Raw genomic sequence first — 18,686 nt, 5'->3', positions numbered from 1 at the left:
GTTATGTCCGAAAGTCTGCATGGCGGCGTCGCTTATTCCGGTGCGCTTCTGCAATTTTCGGGCGCAAGCCTATACTGGCGACTACAAGAAGTGATTCGGGAGCCCTACGATGTTCGCTCTCATGCAAAGCACTCGCCTTGAATCCCTGCATCTGAGCGTCGACTCGGTCACCGGGTTGAAGGCGGTCATTGCCATTCATAACAGCCGTCTGGGGCCTGCCCTCGGCGGGTGTCGTTACCTTGCCTATCCGAGCGACGAGTCCGCCGTCGAGGATGCGGTGCGCCTCGCCCAAGGCATGAGTTACAAGGCGGCGCTGGCCGGCCTGGCTCAGGGCGGCGGCGTGGCGGTGATTGTTCGCCCAGTCCATGTGGAAAACCGCGCCGCGCTATTCGAAGCCTTCGGGCGTTGCATCAATCAGCTCGACGGCCGCTACATCACCGCCATCGACAGTGGCACCTCGGTGGCGGACATGGATTGCATCGCCCAACAAACCCAACACGTCACCAGCACCACCTCGGCTGGCGACCCTGCACCGCACGCGGCGATGGGCGTGTTCACCGGTATTCGTGCCACCGCCATGGCCCGGCTGGGCAGCGATAACCTCGAAGGCCTGCGAGTGGCGATACAAGGGCTCGGCAACGTTGGCTATGCCCTCGCCGAACAACTGCACGCCGCCGGTGCCGAGCTGCTGGTCAGTGACATCGATCACGGTAAAGTCCAACTGGCGATGGAGCAACTCGGCGCTCACCCGATCGCCAACGACGCGCTGCTCAGCACCCCTTGCGACATTCTCGCGCCCTGCGGCCTCGGTGGCGTGCTCAACAGCCACAGCGTGACGCAATTGCGCTGCGCGGCGGTGGCCGGTTCGGCAAACAACCAACTGACCCATCTGGAAGTCGCCGATCAACTGGAGCGGCGGGGCATTCTGTATGCGCCGGATTACGTGATCAATTCCGGCGGGCTGATCTACGTTTCGCTCAAACACCGCGGCGAAGATCTCACGACCATCACCGCACACCTGTCGAAAATCAGCTCCCGGCTGACCGAAGTCTTCGCCCATGCCCAAGCGGAAAAACGCTCGCCGGCCCGAGTGGCTGACGAGTTGGCGGAGAAAGTGCTGTATCGATGAGGTTGAACCGATGAAGGAGTGAGGGCCTATCCGGCAGACTTGCTCCCAAGGCTGGCGCCACAAGCGTCAAGCTTGACTGACGCACGCTGACGCGGCGTGCCAGGAGCCCCTGTGATGCCTCACAAGGTTGAGCTGCCTTACACCCGATTTTTATCCCCTGACGGCCAATTGCTCGGCGAACTTCCTGACTGGGCCGACGATTTCAATTTGCTGACGCGCCTTTATCGGCAGATGGTCCTGACCCGCCTTTTCGATCAGAAAGCGGTCGCCCTGCAACGCACCGGGCGCATCGGCACTTATGCGCCGACGTTGGGCCAGGAAGCCATTGGCGTCGCCGTCGGCAGCGTGATGCACGCCGAAGACGTGCTGATTCCGTATTACCGTGACACCGCCGTGCAGTTGATGCGCGGGGTGCGCATGGAAGAAATCCTCCTGTACTGGGGCGGTGACGAGCGCGGCAGCGACTTTGCCGAACCGGCGGCGGCCCAGGACTTTCCGATCTGTGTGCCGATTGCCACCCAGGCCTTGCATGCCTGCGGCGTTGCCAGTGCATTCAAAATCCGCGGCGAACATCGGGTCGCCGTCACCACCTGCGGCGACGGCGCCACCAGCAAGGGTGATTTCCTCGAAGCCCTCAACGTCGCCGGTGCCTGGCAGTTGCCGGTGGTGTTCGTGGTCAATAACAACCAATGGGCGATCTCGGTGCCACGACGGATTCAGTGCGGCGCCCCGACGCTGGCACAGAAGGCGATCGGTGCCGGGTTCCACGGAGAGCAGGTCGACGGCAATGACATGCTCGCGGTTTACGACCGAGTACAAGTGGCCCTCGAACGGGCGCGTCACGGTAAAGGCCCGGTGTTGCTGGAATGCCTGAGCTATCGCCTCGGCGACCACACCACCGCCGACGATGCCACGCGCTACCGGCCAGCGGACGAGGTCAAGCAGGCCTGGCTCGAAGAGCCGGTCAAACGCCTGCAACGTTTCATGGTCGGGCAGGGCGTCTGGGACGAAGGCCGCGAGCAGGCGCTGATCAGCGAATGCCAAGGCTTGGTGCAGCGTGCTGTGGATAACTTCGAAGCGGCGGGGACTCAGGCGCCCGAATCGGTCATGGATCACGTCTACGCCCAATGGCCGGAGTCTCTCGCCAGCCAGCGTGAAGAGTTGCTCGAAAGGGCGGCGCGTCGCGCGGGAGATTCGAGCCATGAGTAACGGCAAAGTCACGTTGCTGGAAGCGGTGAACCTGGCGCTGCATCGGGCCATGAGCGAAGACGAAAACGTCATCGTCCTCGGTGAAGACGTCGGGGTGAACGGCGGCGTGTTTCGCGCGACTCAAGGGCTGCGCGACAGCTTCGGCTTCAAGCGGGTTATTGACTCGCCGCTGGCCGAAACCATGCTCGGCGGACTGGTGGTCGGCATGGCCGCGCAGGGCCTGAAACCGGTGGTGGAAATCCAGTTCATGGGCTTCATCTACGCGGCCATGGAGCACCTGGTGTCCCACGCCAGTCGCATGCGTAATCGCACTCGAGGGCGGATCACTTGCCCGATGGTCATGCGCACACCGATGGGCGCGGGGATTCGGGCGCCAGAACATCACAGCGAAAGCACTGAAGCACTGTTCGCGCACATTCCGGGTTTGCGGGTGGTGATTCCGTCATCGCCGGCCCGGGCCTATGGCTTGTTGCTGGCGGCCATCGATGACCCTGACCCGGTGGTGTTTCTCGAACCGACCCGGCTCTATCGCATGAACCCGCAACCGCTGTTGGACGATGGCAAGCGCCTGCCGCTGGACAGCTGTTTCACCCTGCGCGAAGGCAGTGACATCACGCTGATCAGCTGGGGCGCCTGTGTAATGGAAACACTGCAAGCCGCCACCGCATTGGCCGAACGGGGCGTGTCGGCGGAAGTGATCGATGTCGCGACTATCAAGCCGCTGGACCTCGACACGATGGAAGCCTCGGTGCGCAAGACGGGTCGTTGCGTGATCGTTCATGAAGCGCCGCGCTCCTGTGGCGTCGGTGCGGAAATCGCCGCGAGCCTCTATGAGCGGGTGTTGCTGGAATTGCAGGCACCGATCCAGCGAGTCACTGCGCCGGACATTCCACCACCGCTGTATCGACTGGAGTCGCTGTACATGCCTAACGTCGAGGACATTCTTCAGGCTTGCGACAACGTACTGCACTTTTCCTGAACCCAAGGAGGCTGCGATGAAATATTTCAAACTGCCGGATCTGGGAGAAGGTTTGCAGGAGGCGGAAATCGTTCGCTGGCACGTCAACGTTGGCGATACCGTCAAGGCCGATCAACTGCTGGTGTCGGTGGAAACCGCCAAGGCGCTGGTGGATATCCCTGCACCCTATGACGGCGTGGTGGCAAAACTCTACGGCGGTGAGGGCGACATTATTCACGTCGGTGAACCCTTGCTCGGCTACGAAGGCGAAGCCGATGCGGGCACCGTAGTGGGGCGACTCCAAGGTGGCGGCAGCAGTCAGGAGGATTCGTTTTTCATCGGGGCTGCCCCCTCGACCCGAGAGCACCTGGCGACTCGCGCCACGCCGGCCGTGCGGCAACTGGCTCGGCAACTCGGCGTGGAGTTGAGTGGGTTGACGGGCTCTGGCCACGAGGGGCTGATCACCCGTACGGATGTAGAAAACGCGGCTCAAACTGAACTGGATCGCTTCGGCGGCGAACGGTTGCGCGGTGTGCGGCGCAGCATGGCGCTGAACATGGCGCGGTCCCATGCCGAAGTCGTGCCCGTGACGATTTTCGGTGACGCCGACCTGCATCGCTGGGGTCAGGCACGTGAACCCTTGATACGTCTCGCCAAGGCGATGGCGGCCGCGTGCGCCGTGGAGCCGGTGCTCAACAGCGCCTTCGACGGCAAAAGCCTGTCGCTCAAACAACACGAACGGCTCGATCTGGGCATCGCCGTGGACACCCCGGACGGCTTGTTCGTGCCAGTGCTGCGCGATGTCGGTCATCGCACCCCGGCTGAGTTGAAGGAAGGCGTCATGCGATTAAGGGCCGACGTGCAGGCGCGATCGATTCCGCCCAAGGAAATGATGGGGGCGACCCTGACGTTGTCGAATTTCGGCACCTTGTTCGGTCGCTACGCCAACCCGGTGGTGGTGCCGCCGCAAGTGGCGATCCTCGCCGCTGGCGCGATCCGCGACGAACCTGTGGCGTTTGATGGCGCGGTGGTGGTGCATCCGGTCCTGCCGCTGTCCCTGACTTTCGATCATCGAGTGGTGACGGGGGGCGAGGCGGCGCGTTTCTTTAAGGCGCTGGTCGAGGCGCTGGAGCAACCCGACGCTTAGGTTTTTCGCAGGCATGAAAAAGGCCCTGAGTCATTTGACTCAGGGCCTATTCAATTCGGGCGTTGCTTACTTGGCAGCCTTGGGGGCTTTAGCTGGCTTGGTCGGCTCAGCCACTTCAACAGGTGCAGGCGCCTCAACGGGTGCAGCCTTTTCAACGACTTCAGCAGGCGCATTGAGCAATTCGGACAACGCGTCCGGCTGGCTCTTGAACGCCTTGGCGAACACATCGCGGTTCTTCGCCATGTAGATCCCGGCTTCTTCCACTTGCTGTTCGGTCAGGGACGGAACGGCTTTTTGCAACACTTCAGCCAGTAATTCGGCCAGTTCGAGCATTTTGTCATGACGGTCAGCTTCGGCTTTATCCATGAACAAGCGCTCCAGATCTCGGCTGCTGCGGTATACCACTTCGACGGCCATTCACCACCTCACATGCCTTCACATTAAGTTGTCTTATTCGACCACTGTATTTATATACAGCGAAAAGGATAAGCGAATCCCTGCGCTTTGGGTAGTGGCTTTTTAATGTAGACCGAATTCAGGTGGTCTGCGCAAAACCTGTGGGAGCCGAGCTTGCTCGCGATGAGGCCCTCGAATCCAGCACAAAAGTGTCCAGTAGCAGCCCATCGCCATCTCACCAAACAGCCTCTGGCCTTTTTTCTGCATGCAGAACAACCGTCACGTCAAACCCGCATCATCCGCTCGAACCGAGCTAAGGAAGAATCATCGTGAAAATCAACTGGGCCGAGAACCTGCGGCAGAACGTGCACCAACTGGCCGAGTCTCTGGGCAACCTGTTCGTCGAGACCTTCCACTACCTGGCGCTGTTCGCCATCGGTGCAGTCACCGCGTGGGCGGCGGTGATGGAATTTCTGGGGATGATCGAAGAAGGGCACATCAAGATCGATGACATCTTGCTGCTGTTCATCTACCTGGAACTGGGGGCGATGGTCGGGATTTACTTCAAGACCAACCACATGCCGGTGCGTTTCCTGATCTACGTGGCGATCACTGCGCTGACGCGGCTGCTGATCTCCAACGTCTCGCACCACAATCCGCCAGATATCGGCATCATCTACCTGTGCGGCGGGATTCTGCTGCTGGCGTTTGCGATTCTGGTGGTGCGTTACGCTTCGTCGCAATTCCCTTCGGTGAAGATCGAACACCCGCAGCGCAAGATCGGTGCGGGTTCCGGTGAGCATCCCGAAGTCGAGAAGGGCGAGATTTAAAGCCGCATGGCTGGCCGGCTGTGACCCTTGACGCGTGGCGGCGGCAGATTGCAATTGTCGCCGTCGGTCATGGCTTCGAGGATGGCCACGGCGCTGTGGCCCTGTTCGATGGCGATGCCGAATTGAATGCTTTGCACCAGGCGTTTGAGGCGCTGGGGGTCATTGCGTTGTTCGGCGCTGATCATCCGTTTGGCGACCACGTGACCGCTGTTGGACAGGGTCAGCATGATGCTGCCATCCAGACCCTGAATGCTCAGGTTGATCTGATAATCCGGTGCAAAAGCATCGGTAATGAGCTGAAAAGGGTTGTCCATGATGCGTCACCGCCTGATTGAACGTGCAGTTGTTGACCCGCCGTGATCGGGATTAGTTCGCAACACCAGACCACCGGCATTCCATGTTCATTACTTTTTTCCGTATCGCGTAGGAGCTGCCGAAGGCTGCGATTTTTTGATTTTTGGCGCCCTTGAAGGCGCTACAGATCAAAAGATCGCAGCCTTCGGCAGCTCCTACATAGGCAAAGCAAGGGGCATGCCGGAAAAATTGTCGAACAATAGACACGGCAAAAAAGAGGCGGGCTCTGTGGCCCGCCTTCTTTTTGCCTGCCCGTTTCAGGGCATGAATGAGTAGATGATCGCAGACAGTGCAATCAATCCGATCAGCACCACGAACACGTTCGAGGCCTGACCCGAGTACTGGCGCAAGGCTGGCACTCGACGGATGGCGTACATCGGCATCAGGAACAACAGGCACGCGATGATCGGCCCGCCAAGGGTTTCGATCATGCCGAGGATGCTCGGGTTGAACGTCGCCACGGCCCAGCAGCTGAGGATCATGAACAGCGCGGTCACGCGGTTCAGCCAACTGGCAGACATCACCCGGCCACGGCCGCGCAGGCTTTTCACGATCAGGCCCTGAAAGCCTTCGCTGGCGCCGATGTAATGGCCGAGGAACGACTTGGTGATCGCCACCAGCGCAATCAGCGGCGCAGCGTATGCGATGACCGGCGTCTGGAAGTGGTTGGCCAGGTACGACAGGATCGAGATGTTCTGCGCCTTGGCCGCCGCCAAGTCAGCCGGGGACAGGGCCAGCACGCAGCTGAAGCAGAAGAACATCACCGTCACCACCATCATCGCGTGGGCGATGGCGAGGATGCCGCTGCTTTTGCGCTCGGCTTGTTCGCCATAGCGTTGTTTCTGATCGACGGAGAAAGCGGAAATGATCGGCGAATGGTTGAACGAAAACACCATTACCGGGATTGCCAGCCACAACGTCTTGAAGAACAGTGGCATCGGCATGCCTTCACTGGCGGTGGCGAAGAACGCTCCGTTCCAGTTCGGGATCAGGCTCAAACCGAGCAGCAGCAACGCCGCGACAAACGGGTAAACCAGCACGCTCATGCATTTGACGATGACGCCCTGACCGCAACGGACGATCGCCATCAGACCGAGGATCAGCACCAACGACAGAATCGCCCGTGGTGGCGGGGCGATGTGCAACTGATGCTCCATGAAGCTGCTCAAGGTGTTGGTCAGCGCCACGCTGTACACCAGCAGAATCGGGAAGATCGCAAAGAAATACAGCAGCGTGATCAGCTTGCCGGCACCGATGCCGAAGTGTTCTTCCACCACTTCGGTGATGTCCCCGGAACGCCCGGACAACACGAAGCGGGTCAGGCCGCGGTGGGCGAAAAAAGTCATCGGAAACGCCAGCACTGCCAGGATCAGCAGCGGCCAGAAGCCACCCACGCCGGCGTTGATCGGCAGAAATAGCGTGCCAGCGCCGATGGCCGTGCCATAAAGGCCAAGCATCCAGGTGGTGTCGTGTTTACTCCAGCCTTTGTGGGTTATTTCGCTATTGCGTGTCAGGTCTACAGCAGGATTATCGGCAGCAGGTGTACGTACATCGGTCATCGTTTGGCCTCGTTATTGTTATTGTTCTTGCTCGGGCTCACGTGTTGCGGGCGGTCAGGGAATGCTCCTCAGCACTCCACCCAGCTAACAGCCAGGCCGCCCCGTGAAGTCTCTTTGTATTTGTCATGCATGTCGGCGCCGGTATCGCGCATGGTGCGGATCACCCGGTCCAGGGAAATGAAGTGTTTGCCGTCGCCGCGCAGGGCCATTTGCGTAGCGTTGATCGCCTTCACGGCGGCGATGGCGTTGCGCTCGATGCACGGCACTTGCACCAGGCCGCCGACCGGGTCACAGGTGAGGCCGAGGTTGTGTTCCAGGCCGATTTCAGCAGCGTTTTCCAGTTGCTCGGGCGTGGCGCCGAGCACGTCCGCCAGCCCGGCGGCGGCCATGGCGCAGGCGGAGCCAACTTCGCCCTGGCAGCCAACTTCGGCGCCGGAGATAGAGGCGTTTTTCTTGCAGAGGATTCCTACGGCCGCAGCGCCCAAAAAGAACGCCACCACGTCATCGTCCGACGCGTCCGGGTTGAATTTCATGTAGTAATGCAGCACCGCCGGAATGATCCCCGCCGCGCCGTTGGTCGGCGCCGTGACCATGCGCCCGCCCGCTGCGTTTTCCTCGTTCACGGCGAGGGCAAACAGGTTCACCCACTCCATGGCCGATAGGGTGGAGGTGATGACATTCGGCTTGCCAATTTCCAGCAGGCTGCGGTGCAATTTCGCCGCGCGACGGGGAACATTCAGACCGCCGGGCAGGATGCCTTCATGGCGCAGCCCTTGCTCGACGCACTCGCGCATCACGGACCAAATGTGCAGTAGGCCCTGGCGGATTTCGGCTTCGCTGCGCCAGGCCAATTCATTGGCCATCATCAACTCGGAAACGCGCAGACCGTGCAGGTTGCAGAGCTTGAGTAGTTCGGCGGCGCTGGAAAAATCGTACGGCAGCACCACATCGCTGGTGGGCGCGATGCCGGACTCGGCTTCGGCCGCTTCGATGATGAAACCGCCGCCAATCGAGTAGTACGTTTGCTCAGACAGCTCACCGGTTTCGCCAAAGGCTGTCAGGGACATGGCGTTGGGGTGGTAGGGCAGGCTCTCGTCGAGCAGTAGGAGATCGCGTTGCCAGTTGAAGGCGATGGTGGTTTTGCCTGCCAGAGACAGTTCGCCAGTTTCGCGCAGAGACTGGATTCGACTGTCGATGGACGTGGGATCAATGCTGTCCGGCCATTCGCCCATCAGGCCCATGACGCAGGCGCGGTCGGTGGCGTGACCGACGCCGGTCGCCGACAGCGAGCCATAAAGTCGGATTTCTACTCGCCGTACGTCGGCCAGCAATTGTTGGTCAATCAGGGCTTGGGCGAAGGTCGCGGCGGCGCGCATCGGGCCGACGGTATGGGAACTGGACGGACCGATGCCGACTTTGAAGAGATCGAAAACACTGATAGCCATGCTAAAGCCTATACAAGCAATGGAAGAGAAATCGCTGCCATTTTTGTAGGACAAGCGCAATGTCGGCGATACTGCCCATCTCGGTCCTACGTGACCAACGAAACTTCCTAAGACAGCCTTTAGCAGGACTAAACAATGAGTCGCCAATTGCACGCCCAGACTTACGTCTGGCTGCACGTGTTTTCCTGTGCCGCGCGGCACTTGTCGTTCACCCGATGCGCCGAAGAACTGCACATCACGCCGGGTGCGGTCAGTCAGCAAATCCGACAGCTGGAAGAACGCCTGGGCTTTCGCCTGTTTCATCGTCGCGCTCGCGGCGTGGAATTGAGCGCTGAAGGCCAGCGACTGGCCATCACTGTCAACGAGGCATACGGCAGCATCGATGCGGAATTGCGACGACTGGACGCCGGAATGATCAGTGGGATTCTTCGGGTGCGCTCGATTCCATCGTTCCTGAGCAAATGGCTGACCCCCCGTCTGCCGCGCTTGCAGCAGCGCTTTCCGGACATTCAATTACGGCTGGTGGCCGAGGACAGCAGCGTGCCATTGCACGAAGGTGACTTCGATTTGGCCATCGACCTGAATGACGGCAGCTATCCCGGTTTGTTATCCACAACCTTGCTCGACGAACAGATATTCCCGGTCTGTGCCCCAAGCCTGCTGCGCGGCCGGCCGCCGCTGCATGGCCCGGCGGACCTGATGCATTTCCCGTTGCTGCACGACATCACCGCCTGGCGCGGCAGTTATGAGTACGCGGAATGGGAGTTCTACCTCAACGCCATCGGTTTCGAAGGTGCGGACGTGCGGCGCGGGCACACCTTCAATCGCAATCACCTGACCATCGAAGCGGCGATTGCCGGGATGGGCGTGGCGATTGCGCGGCGAACGTTGCTCAATGACGAGTTGGAGCGGGGGACGTTGATCGTGCCGTTTGGCCTGGCGGTGCCCAATCACAAGCGTTACGTGCTGCTCTATGCGCCAGGGGCGCTGAGCCATCCGGGCGTGCGTGCGGTGCATGACTGGCTGGTGGAGGAAGCGGGGATCTTTCGAAGCCTGCATCCGCTGGCGGAGCGGCAGATGTGAGCAATTGTGACAAAAGAGTCAGGCGACCCAACTCCCGACCTTAACAGCGCTTTTGCTCCTTGTCCGGCTTTTTTTGCGTATGAAAATTTATCTTTTTTTAGGGGTTGAATTGTTCTGCGAGCAGACCGATTGTGTAAGTAAGAGGTCACGGTGATGACGCCCAAGGGCCAGCCGATGTGCCTCTCGCGAGCTAGCTGAAATAAGGGATGAACTATGCAAATCCAAGTCAACAGCGATAACCATATTCAAAGCAGCATCCGACTGGAGGAGTGGGTACGTACTACCATTGAGAGCACGCTCGAACGTTATGAAGAGGACCTGACACGCGTCGAGGTTCATCTGCGGGACGAGAACGGCGACAAGCCCGGTCCCCATGACATGCGCTGTCAGCTGGAAGCGCGGCCAAAAGGCCACCAACCGATTTCTGTCACCCATAAAGCCGCAAACCTGGAACTGGCGATCGACGGTGCGGCCGAAAAACTTGAACATGCACTTGAGCACCTGTTCGGCAAACTGCGGGGCAAACCACGTGCCGCTGTGGTGCCGTTCGAGAGAGTCGCTGCCGATGCGTTGCTGGAAGACGAGTTTCTCGAGAACGAACAGGCTGCGCAAAACGGTTGAAGCCTGATTAATTTTTTACCTTTCCACTGACAAACGGGTCTGCTTATGCAGGCCCGTTCTCGTTTGGGCTGATCATTCCCACGCAAAGTGGAGGAACGATCAGGGCCAGGATTAGAACGCTACAGACGTCTGCACATAAACCGTCCTTGGCTCCCCCACATACTTACCCTTGTTGTTGTCATCAAACGAGCGGGTAAAGTACTGATGGTTGAAGATGTTCTTCACCCCCACCGCCACATTCAAATCCGACAACTTCGGCCCGAAGTCATACGCCGCGCGGCTGCTGAACAGCATGTACCCAGGAATCTTGCCGGTGCTGCCATCAGCGCTTTCAGCCGAGGTATTGGCGTTGTCGGCAAATTGATCGCTCTGATAGCTGCTGTCCAGGTTCAGTTTCCACGCGCCTTCGGTATAAGCCACGCCAATCGTGCCTTTGTGTTTCGAGGAGAAGGGCACACGATTGCCCTTGTTCGGCCCGTCTTCACGGATGGTCGCGTCCACATAGGCGTAAGTGGCATAAACATCGAAACCGGCCAATGAAGGGCTCAAATCATCGAGGGCATAGTTGACGCTGGTTTCGATACCTTGATGGCGAGTTTCGCCACGGGCGATCACCGAGTCGTTGGTCTGGTTGCTTTCGTACTGGTTGTCGAAGTTGATCAGGAACGCGCCGATCTCTGCCCGTAGCGCACCGTTGTCATAACGGGTGCCCAGTTCCCAGGTACGCGCCTTCTCCGGTTTGACTTCGCCACTGGTCACTCGATTAGGCATCTGGCTGTATTGCACGCTACCGAACGAGCCTTCGGTATTGGCGTAGAGGTTCCAGGTGTCGGTCACGTGATAGAGCACGTTCAACGCCGGCAGCGCCGTGTTGTAGTCGCCCTTGTACTTCACGTTCGTCAGGGTGTTGGTTTGTTGCGATTCGATCATCTCGTAGCGGATGCCCGGGGTGAAGGTCCACTTGCCGATGTCGATCCGGTCGTCGACGAAGAACGCATTGGCCTCGGTGCCGCCACGGGTGTCGCGGTCGTTGCGGCTGTCGGTGGTCGGGTATTCGTTGCTGGCGATCGGCGTGCGATAGCGCAATTCGTGGCCGGCTTCGTTGATGTAGCGATAGCCGACACCGACTTCATGGCTGGTCGGGCCGACATCGAAGCCCTGGGCGAAACGGGTTTCCAGACCGCGCACCCAATACTCGCGCGGCGACAGCGACAGGAAGGTGCCCTGATCCAGATAGCCGCTGCGCAACGTCTTGGTGAAGAAAGTGTTGGCGGTGAACTCCCGGCGACCTTCCTGATAGCGATAGCCAACGTTGAACATCGTCCGACGGCCCCAGAACTGGTCTTTCGGACGCGTCGACTGGTAAGGGTCAGCGTCGTAATCGGCGACGTTCAGGCCGCCGGGCATGTCGGCCTTGCCTTCGTAATACTGGGCCATCGCGTTGAAGCTGTTGGCGTCGTCGAGCTGGTATTTACCCTTGAGGATCAGGTCGTCGATTTCGGTATCGCTGTGTTCTCGCCAGTCGCCACCGCGCGTGCCGGAATACAACAACGCACCGCCCAGACCGTTGTCGGCAGTGCCGCCGGCCAGCAGGTTGCCGGTGGTCTTGAACCCGTCGTGGCTGGAGGAAGGGCTGGTTTCGGTCTGAAAACCACCCTTGACCGTCGGCTCATCGGGAATCGCCCGGGTCACGAAGTTGACCACGCCGCCGACGTTCTGCGGCCCGTAACGTACGGCACCGCCACCACGTACCACGTCGACCGCGTCCATGTTGCCCATGCTGATCGGTGCAAACGACAACTGCGGCTGACCATAAGGTGCGAAAGGCACCGGAATACCATCCATCAATACCGTCGAGCGCGAGGCCAGTCGCGGATTGAGCCCGCGAATGCCGAAGTTCAGCGCCATGTCATGGCTGCCGGTGCCGTTGTTGTCCGGCGCATTCACGCCGGGGATGCGGTTGAGCACGTCCTTGGCCTGAGTCGCGCCCTGGCGTTCGAACTCTTCGCGGCGGATCACGTCACGCGCGCCGGGATGCTCGAAGACGTTGATTGGCGCCGCATCGCCGAGCCAGTCACCGACGACTTTGGAGGTGTCCAGTTCCAACGCGGTATCGCCCACCGGTTGCAGGCTGAAGGCATTGTCACCTTCGGCGCGGGCTTGCAGGCCGGTGCCTTCGAGCAAGGCTTTCAAACCTTGCTCGGGGGTGTAGTTGCCTTCCAGACCGCGACTCTGTACGCCGCTGGTAACTTGAGAGCCAAAGGAAATCAGCACACCGGCTTCACGGCCGAACTGGTTGAGGGCGTTTTCCAGCGAGGACGGTGCGATGTGATACGGCTTGGCGTCAGCGGCGTGTGCCAGCGCTACAGCGCCGAAACTCAGGCTGGCGCCCAGCAAAAGTTGGCGCAAGGTGCGGGCCAGCGGGGTGAGGCGGGTGGGTTGCATGGACGACGATCCTGAGAAGGTGGAATCAAGGTGGCTTTCCTTCTCTGTCACGCCAGATCTGAAAAACGGCTCATTTATTTTTTTAAGATCAAAAGATCTGGCGTTTAAACCTTCGCCTCAACCGTCACCCAATACCGGGTAAACCGCTTCACTTTCACCGGCATGCTGATTTCCAGCAGATCAAGAATCCGTTCGCTGTCATCCAGTGGATACGTCCCGGAGATCAGCAAATCCGCGACCTTCGCATCGCAATGGAGTTGCCCGCGACGATAGCGACCGAGCTCGTCGAGGAAATCGTCGAGGCGCATGTGCGCGGCCACCAGCATGCCGTCGACCCAGGCACCACTGTTGGCGTCCAGGGGCAGAGCATTTCCGATGCCTTTTGCACCAAAGCTCAACTGTCGGGCGCTTTGCAGTATCAGCGGTGAACGACCGTCGGGCGTCAACTCAACGCTGCCTTCGAACACCGCAACCTGGGTGTGATCGGCAAACTGCCGCACGTTCATACGCGCGCCTTCAGTCTTCAACAAGCCTTGGGCGGTACGAACCTGAAACGCTTGGGCGGCAGTGAGCAACATCTCGCCTTCGAGCAAACGGATCAGCCGTTGTTGACCTTCAACGCGCATATCCACGGAGCTGGCGGTATTGAGCTGTAACTGATTGCCATCACCGAGCGGTACCTTGCGTCGCTGGCCGACCGGGCTGCGGTAGTCGGCCAGCAACGGAGTCAGCGGAGTGTGCTCGCGCATCCCCCACGTGACTGCGCAACCGGCACCGAGAATCAGCAGCAGCTTCAGCGCCTGACGACGACTGCCGGATTTCGGCGCGTTGAGGGCGGCGTGGGCCAATGGCGAAGACAAACCGCGCAAGCGCTGATTGATCCGCTGGATATGGTCCCAGGCCCGTTGATGCTCACTGTGCGCATCGTGCCATCGCTGCCAGGCGAGTTGCTGGCGTGGGGTCAACGACCCTTGCTGCATTTCCATCAACCAATGCACCGCCTGTTCGGCGACTTGGGATGAAAAGTCCGGTGGAGAGTTTATTGAATTGTTCATAGGGCGAAGTAGCAGCGCATGGCTGCTTTGTTCAGGTGACGTTTGACCGTGGCGATGGAAATCCCCAACTCGCCGGCGATCTGTGGATAAGTCAGGCCATCGACCTGCGCCAGCAGAAACGCGCGTTTGACCAGGCGCGGCAGGCCATCGAGCAACTGGTCCAACTCCATCAGGGTTTGCAGGATGATTGCCCGTTCTTCCTCTGACGGCGCCACGACTTCCGGCATCTGCGCCAACGCATCGAGGTAGGCACGTTCCAGATCCTGACGGCGGTAATGATTGAACAGCACGCGCTTGGCGATCGTCGTCAGGAAGGCTCGCGGCTCGATGATCTGCGGTGTTTCCCGTGCAGTCAGCACCCGCATGAAGGTGTCCTGGGCCAAATCCGCAGCGCTGTCCGGGCAGCCGAGCTTGCGCCGCAACCAACCGGTGAGCCAGTTGTGATGGGCGTGATAGAGGACTTCGACGGTATTGGCTGGCTGCAACGGGACCACTCCGAGCGCATTCGGATACGTTAGAGAACAAGAATTGTTCGCATTGTAGTGGTGGGTACCCGTATCCGGCAATCGACTGTATCGACGATCTCATCGGACTCTTTTGCATATGAGAATATTTATCATTAATATTGCGGCCTTGTTGGCCCCGTGACGTTCACGAGGCTTCACCCGTTTCAAGGTCGAAACATGAAAGGCAAAATCACCGCGCTCCCCGTTTCCTACCGACTGGCCGTCACTTCCCGAGTGCTGGCCGCTGTGCTGGGGGGTTACCTCGTCGCGGCATTGGCCAGTGTCAGCCTGACGATGTGGCTGCCCATGGCTCGCGGCGAAGCGGTGGTCACCGGGATGATGACCTCGTTTCTGGTGTATCTGGTCGCCGTACTCTGGTGCTTTGCCTGTCGCAGTGCGTGGCACGCCTGGTTCGGATTGATCGTGCCGAGCGTGGTTTTGTCGGCGGTGTCGGGGCTGGCGTACTGGATGGGCCACTCATGAAAGAGGGCTTTCGACAGGCCATGGCCTGGCTGCATACCTGGGCCGGGTTGATCTTCGGCTGGCTGCTGTTCGCGATTTTCCTGACCGGCACGCTCGCCTATTTCAAGGATGAGATCAGCCACTGGATGCAGCCGGAAATTCCCGCCCGTTCGCTGTCCTCCGAAGCCAGTCTGACCCTGGCCCAGCACTACCTTGAGCAGCACGCCGCGGGTGCCTCGCGATGGCTCATCGATTTACCGGATGCTCGCGAACCCGGACTGTCGGTGAGGTGGCAGCAAGCACCGGCCAAGCCCGGCACGCGCGGTCAATTCACCGAAAAACGCCTCGATCCGCAAACCGGCACAGAAGTGCAGGGCCGGGAAACACGCGGTGGCGAGTTCTTTTACCGCTTCCACTTTCAGTTGCAAATGCCCTATCCGTGGGGTCGCTGGCTGTCGACCATCGCAGCGATGGTGATGTTCGTCGCGCTGATCAGCGGGATCATCACCCACAAGAAAATCTTCAAGGACTTCTTCACCTTCCGCCCGCGCAAGGGCCAGCGCTCATGGCTGGACGGGCACAACGCGGTGGGCGTTCTGGTGTTGCCGTTTCATCTGATGATCACTTACAGCAGCCTGGTGATTTTCATGTCGATGGTGATGCCGGCGAGCATCCTTGCCTCGTACAAAGGTGATGTCGAGGCGTTTTACGATGAGGTATTTCCGGCGTCCAATACGCCCGACATGGCAGGCAAACCGGGCCAGTTGGCACCGTTGGCTCCGCTGCTGGAACGGGCCCGCGAGCAGTGGTCGGGCGGGCGAACCGGGTGGCTGACGGTGAACAATCCGGGCGATGCGAATGCCTCGGTCATTCTTGCGCGTGACGGCGCCGACCGAGTGGTCCACGACTTTGGCAGCGCGTTGACATTCAACGGCGTGACCGGGCAGCTACTCAGCACGACGCCGAAGCAAGCACTGCCCATGGCGATTGCCGGCAGTTTCTATGGCTTGCACATGGGCCATTTCGCCGGTCCGGTATTGCGCTGGCTGTACTTCATGTGTGGTTTGGCGGGCACTGCGATGATCGGTACCGGGCTGGTGATCTGGCTCGGCAAGCGTCAGCTCAAACATGTGAAGAGCGGTGTGATGCCGTTTGAATTGCGACTGGTGGAAGTCCTGAACATCGCCAGCATGTCGGGGTTGATGGTCGCGGTGTCGGCGTTCTTCTGGGCCAATCGATTGTTGCCGGTCGGGATGGCCGGGCGGGCGGATTGGGAAGTGAACAGCTTCTTCATTGTCTGGGGTTTGAGTGTGTTGCACGCCATGGTCCGCCGTGGTCGCGCAGCGTGGGTCGAACAGTTGGCGCTGGCGGCGTTGCTGTTCTGTGCGGTACCGCTGCTGAACGCGCTGACCACGCCTTATCACTTGGGCGTCACCCTGATGCAGGGTGATTGGGCCATGGCCGGTTTCGATCTGACGTGCCTGGTCAGTGGTCTGTTTTTCGCGTGGGCTGCGTGGAAAATGCAGCGCGCGGGGCAGGCTGGAATCGTCACCCGACCACGGGCGAAATCGATATTGCTTGAGCAAGAGGCGCACTGAATGTTCTTGGCCTTGTTGCTGTGCTACGGCGGTTTCACCGCGCTCTGTTTATCCATGGATCGGCATCACGCCGAACTGCTGGGGCGCAAGCCCTCGGCTCGTCGCCGTCAAGGAATGAAACTCAGTGGCTGGCTGTTGCTGGCGTTATCGCTGTGGGCTGCGGTGTCGTCGACGGGGTGGGGGCTTGGATTGGTGGAGTGGTTTGCGGTGTTGATGCTCAGTGCTTTGCTGCTGGTGTTGTTGATGCCGTATCGCCCGCGCCTGGCCTTGGCGTTGGCCGGGTTGAGCGTGCTCGCCAGCCCCGTCGCCGTGTTTGTGCAGTGCTGACCTGATGATCACCAGCCCCCCGGAATCCCATGACGACGAACATCGCGGTGCGCGTGCGCATTTCCTGCAGGTGTTCCTTTCCCAGCGTTCGCAAATGGAAGCGCTGGTGAGCCGCCGAGTCGGGTGTCGGGCGACGGCCGCGGATCTGGTGCAGGACTTGTTCCTGCGCTTCTGGCGTCGACCGCTGGTGCAGGTCGAAGAGCTCAGCACTTACCTGTTGCGCTGCGCCGGCAACATCGCCATCGACCATTTGCGCAGCGAAGGCACGCGGGTGCGGGTCAACGAGGGCTGGATGCCGGATCAACCCGACAGTCACGGCAGCGAACCGCAAGCGGCGTTGGAGGCGGGCAACGACTTGCGTCACGTCGAAGCGGCGTTGCGTGCGCTGCCTGAGCGCACGCGGCAGATTTTTTTGCTCAACCGTATTCACGGGCGCAAATACGCCGAGATCGCGAAGGCCATGGGTTTGTCCCAAAGCGCCGTGGAAAAACATATGATGCGCGCCCTCGAGGCTTGCAAGGCCAGCCTGCGGGAACCCGAACCGCGCACGCCAGGGAAAGCACTGTGAACAACACCGAACGCGTCACCCCGACGCCTGCTCAGGAACAGGCGGCCTTCGCCTGGCTGAGTCTGTTGCATGATCAGCCCAGCAGCGGCGATCAGGCCACCTTCAGCCATTGGCTACAGGCCGACCCCGCCCATGCCGAGGCTTACGCCCAGGCGCAAGTGGTGTGGGAGTTGACCGAAACACCGGCCCGAACGTTGGCCGATGAAGACGCGTTTGCCTTGCAGGGTTACCTCAACGCCATGAATCGCTCGCGCCGTACCAGCGTTCGGCGTTGGTCCGGTGCGTTGGCGATGGCCGCGTGTCTGGTGCTGATGATCGGTGTCGGTGCTGGCTGGCAACCGTCGCGCTGGGTCGATGATCTGGGCGCGGACTATGTGTCGGCGCCGGGGGAAATTCGCACCGTCACGTTGGCGGATCAGTCACAAGTCACCCTGGACGCCGACAGTGCAATTGCCGTGGATTTCAGGCGTGGCGAGCGCCACGTTCAGCTGCGGCGCGGCGCTGGATTTTTCAGCGTGACCCACACCGGCGATCCGTTTGTGGTGGACGCTGAAAAAGGCCAGGCGCGGGTGCTGGGGACTCAGTTCGAAGTGCGTCTGCAACCGCACGGCGCGCAGGTCACGGTGTTGTCCGGGCGGGTTGGTGTGACGGCGGACAAGCACGCTGCGCATCAAATCCTCATCGCTGGCCAGCAAGTGGCCTATGGCGAGGGTTCGGCGGAAAAACTCCATGCGGTCGACAGCGAAGCGCAGTTGGCGTGGCGTCAGGGATGGCTCAATTACTACAAGGCGACACTCGCCGACGTGGTGCAAGACCTTGGGCGTTATTACCCGGGACGGATTGTGCTGCTCAACGATGAACTCGCGGCGCGGCGGGTCAGTGGCAGCTTTCCGAGCAAGGATCCGCAAGCGGTGTTGAGTTCGTTGCAAGGGGTGTTGGGGTTTGAGCAGCACAAGGTTCTGGGGCATCTGATTATTTTGCGCTGAAGCTGCTG

At 60.2% G+C, this 18,686-nt stretch carries 18 protein-coding genes and 1 pseudogene; 12 read left to right on the top strand and 7 right to left on the bottom strand.

Translation table 11 applies throughout. From position 1 onward, the window contains the following. Positions 1–109: 109 nt before the first annotated feature. From ACIQU2_RS08720 to ACIQU2_RS08705, 4 genes are all read left to right on the top strand, one after another. Positions 110–1,129 carry a Glu/Leu/Phe/Val dehydrogenase dimerization domain-containing protein gene (locus ACIQU2_RS08720; RefSeq protein WP_347803045.1) on the top strand — a complete coding sequence of 340 codons (1,020 nt, stop codon included), beginning with the start codon at positions 110–112 and terminating at the stop codon, positions 1,127–1,129. A gap of 114 nt (positions 1,130–1,243) precedes the next feature. Further along, the gene (gene pdhA, locus ACIQU2_RS08715; RefSeq protein ID WP_403140005.1) at positions 1,244–2,338 is read left to right on the top strand and encodes a pyruvate dehydrogenase (acetyl-transferring) E1 component subunit alpha; all 1,095 of its coding nucleotides are present in this window, start codon (positions 1,244–1,246) and stop codon (positions 2,336–2,338) included. Beyond that, positions 2,331–3,317: an alpha-ketoacid dehydrogenase subunit beta gene (locus ACIQU2_RS08710; RefSeq protein WP_403140004.1), complete on the top strand. Its 987-nt coding sequence runs from the start codon at positions 2,331–2,333 to the stop codon at positions 3,315–3,317. The genes pdhA and ACIQU2_RS08710 overlap by 8 nt, the downstream gene beginning before the upstream one ends. Positions 3,318–3,333: 16 nt before the next feature. Further along, positions 3,334–4,443, top strand: coding sequence for a dihydrolipoamide acetyltransferase family protein (locus ACIQU2_RS08705; RefSeq protein WP_403140003.1), 1,110 nt, complete (start codon positions 3,334–3,336; stop codon positions 4,441–4,443). 162 nt (positions 4,444–4,605) lie between these two features. Here the strand turns inward: ACIQU2_RS08705 and ACIQU2_RS08700 are convergent. Next, positions 4,606–4,860, bottom strand: a pseudogene (locus ACIQU2_RS08700) (YebG family protein); the annotation flags it as partial. Between the two features lie 308 nt (positions 4,861–5,168). Between ACIQU2_RS08700 and ACIQU2_RS08695 the strand changes: the two are divergent. Next, positions 5,169–5,669: a phosphate-starvation-inducible protein PsiE gene (locus ACIQU2_RS08695; RefSeq protein ID WP_283183010.1), complete on the top strand. Its 501-nt coding sequence runs from the start codon at positions 5,169–5,171 to the stop codon at positions 5,667–5,669. Here the strand turns inward: ACIQU2_RS08695 and ACIQU2_RS08690 are convergent. From ACIQU2_RS08690 to ACIQU2_RS08680, 3 genes are all read right to left on the bottom strand, one after another. Next, a complete protein-coding gene (locus ACIQU2_RS08690; RefSeq protein WP_403140002.1) occupies positions 5,666–5,983 on the bottom strand; it encodes a DUF3509 domain-containing protein in 318 nt (105 codons plus the stop codon). The genes ACIQU2_RS08695 and ACIQU2_RS08690 overlap by 4 nt on opposite strands. A 297-nt stretch (positions 5,984–6,280) precedes the next feature. After that, positions 6,281–7,582, bottom strand: coding sequence for a serine/threonine transporter (locus ACIQU2_RS08685; RefSeq protein WP_192410188.1), 1,302 nt, complete (start codon positions 7,580–7,582; stop codon positions 6,281–6,283). Positions 7,583–7,650: 68 nt separating this feature from the next. Continuing rightward, positions 7,651–9,027 (bottom strand): L-serine ammonia-lyase, encoded by a 1,377-nt coding sequence (locus ACIQU2_RS08680; protein WP_347803050.1) that lies wholly within the window; start codon positions 9,025–9,027, stop codon positions 7,651–7,653. A 135-nt stretch (positions 9,028–9,162) separates the two neighbouring features. On the opposite strand from ACIQU2_RS08680, the gene ACIQU2_RS08675 reads away from it, so the two are divergent. Then, positions 9,163–10,110, top strand: coding sequence for a LysR substrate-binding domain-containing protein (locus tag ACIQU2_RS08675; protein WP_008150625.1), 948 nt, complete (start codon positions 9,163–9,165; stop codon positions 10,108–10,110). Positions 10,111–10,323: 213 nt separating this feature from the next. Then, positions 10,324–10,731 carry an HPF/RaiA family ribosome-associated protein gene (locus ACIQU2_RS08670; RefSeq protein WP_008150614.1) on the top strand — a complete coding sequence of 136 codons (408 nt, stop codon included), beginning with the start codon at positions 10,324–10,326 and terminating at the stop codon, positions 10,729–10,731. A gap of 111 nt (positions 10,732–10,842) precedes the next feature. Here ACIQU2_RS08670 and fecA read toward each other — a convergent pair whose 3' ends face one another. The 3 genes from fecA to ACIQU2_RS08655 form a co-directional block, all read right to left on the bottom strand. Then, complete coding sequence (gene fecA / locus ACIQU2_RS08665; protein WP_403140000.1) at positions 10,843–13,176, bottom strand: TonB-dependent Fe(3+) dicitrate receptor FecA; 2,334 nt, start codon at positions 13,174–13,176, stop codon at positions 10,843–10,845. 104 nt (positions 13,177–13,280) lie between these two features. Then, a complete protein-coding gene (locus tag ACIQU2_RS08660) occupies positions 13,281–14,219 on the bottom strand; it encodes a FecR domain-containing protein (RefSeq protein ID WP_403140076.1) in 939 nt (312 codons plus the stop codon). 8 nt (positions 14,220–14,227) lie between these two features. Continuing rightward, a complete protein-coding gene (locus tag ACIQU2_RS08655) occupies positions 14,228–14,716 on the bottom strand; it encodes a sigma-70 family RNA polymerase sigma factor (RefSeq protein WP_403139998.1) in 489 nt (162 codons plus the stop codon). 198 nt (positions 14,717–14,914) lie between these two features. Here ACIQU2_RS08655 and ACIQU2_RS08650 point away from each other — a divergent pair, with 198 nt between their 5' ends. From ACIQU2_RS08650 to ACIQU2_RS08630, 5 genes are read left to right on the top strand one after another with little or no spacing between them, the layout of a single operon-like run. Then, entirely contained in the window at positions 14,915–15,220 is a 306-nt protein-coding gene (locus ACIQU2_RS08650) for a DUF3649 domain-containing protein (protein ID WP_347803053.1), read from the top strand. Beyond that, positions 15,217–16,797, top strand: coding sequence for a PepSY-associated TM helix domain-containing protein (locus tag ACIQU2_RS08645; protein ID WP_403139996.1), 1,581 nt, complete (start codon positions 15,217–15,219; stop codon positions 16,795–16,797). The genes ACIQU2_RS08650 and ACIQU2_RS08645 overlap by 4 nt, the downstream gene beginning before the upstream one ends. Continuing rightward, entirely contained in the window at positions 16,798–17,124 is a 327-nt protein-coding gene (locus ACIQU2_RS08640) for a DUF3325 domain-containing protein (protein ID WP_403139994.1), read from the top strand. A 4-nt stretch (positions 17,125–17,128) separates the two neighbouring features. Then, positions 17,129–17,692 (top strand): RNA polymerase sigma factor, encoded by a 564-nt coding sequence (locus ACIQU2_RS08635; protein WP_008150603.1) that lies wholly within the window; start codon positions 17,129–17,131, stop codon positions 17,690–17,692. Next, positions 17,689–18,678: a FecR family protein gene (locus tag ACIQU2_RS08630; RefSeq protein ID WP_403139993.1), complete on the top strand. Its 990-nt coding sequence runs from the start codon at positions 17,689–17,691 to the stop codon at positions 18,676–18,678. The genes ACIQU2_RS08635 and ACIQU2_RS08630 overlap by 4 nt, the downstream gene beginning before the upstream one ends. The last annotated feature ends 8 nt before the right edge of the window (positions 18,679–18,686 follow it).

Source organism: Pseudomonas sp. NPDC098740, from assembly GCF_044760065.1.
In the GTDB taxonomy this organism is placed as follows: Bacteria; Pseudomonadota; Gammaproteobacteria; order Pseudomonadales; family Pseudomonadaceae; genus Aquipseudomonas; species Aquipseudomonas rossensis.
This window is presented reverse-complemented; position numbering and strand designations above follow the sequence as displayed.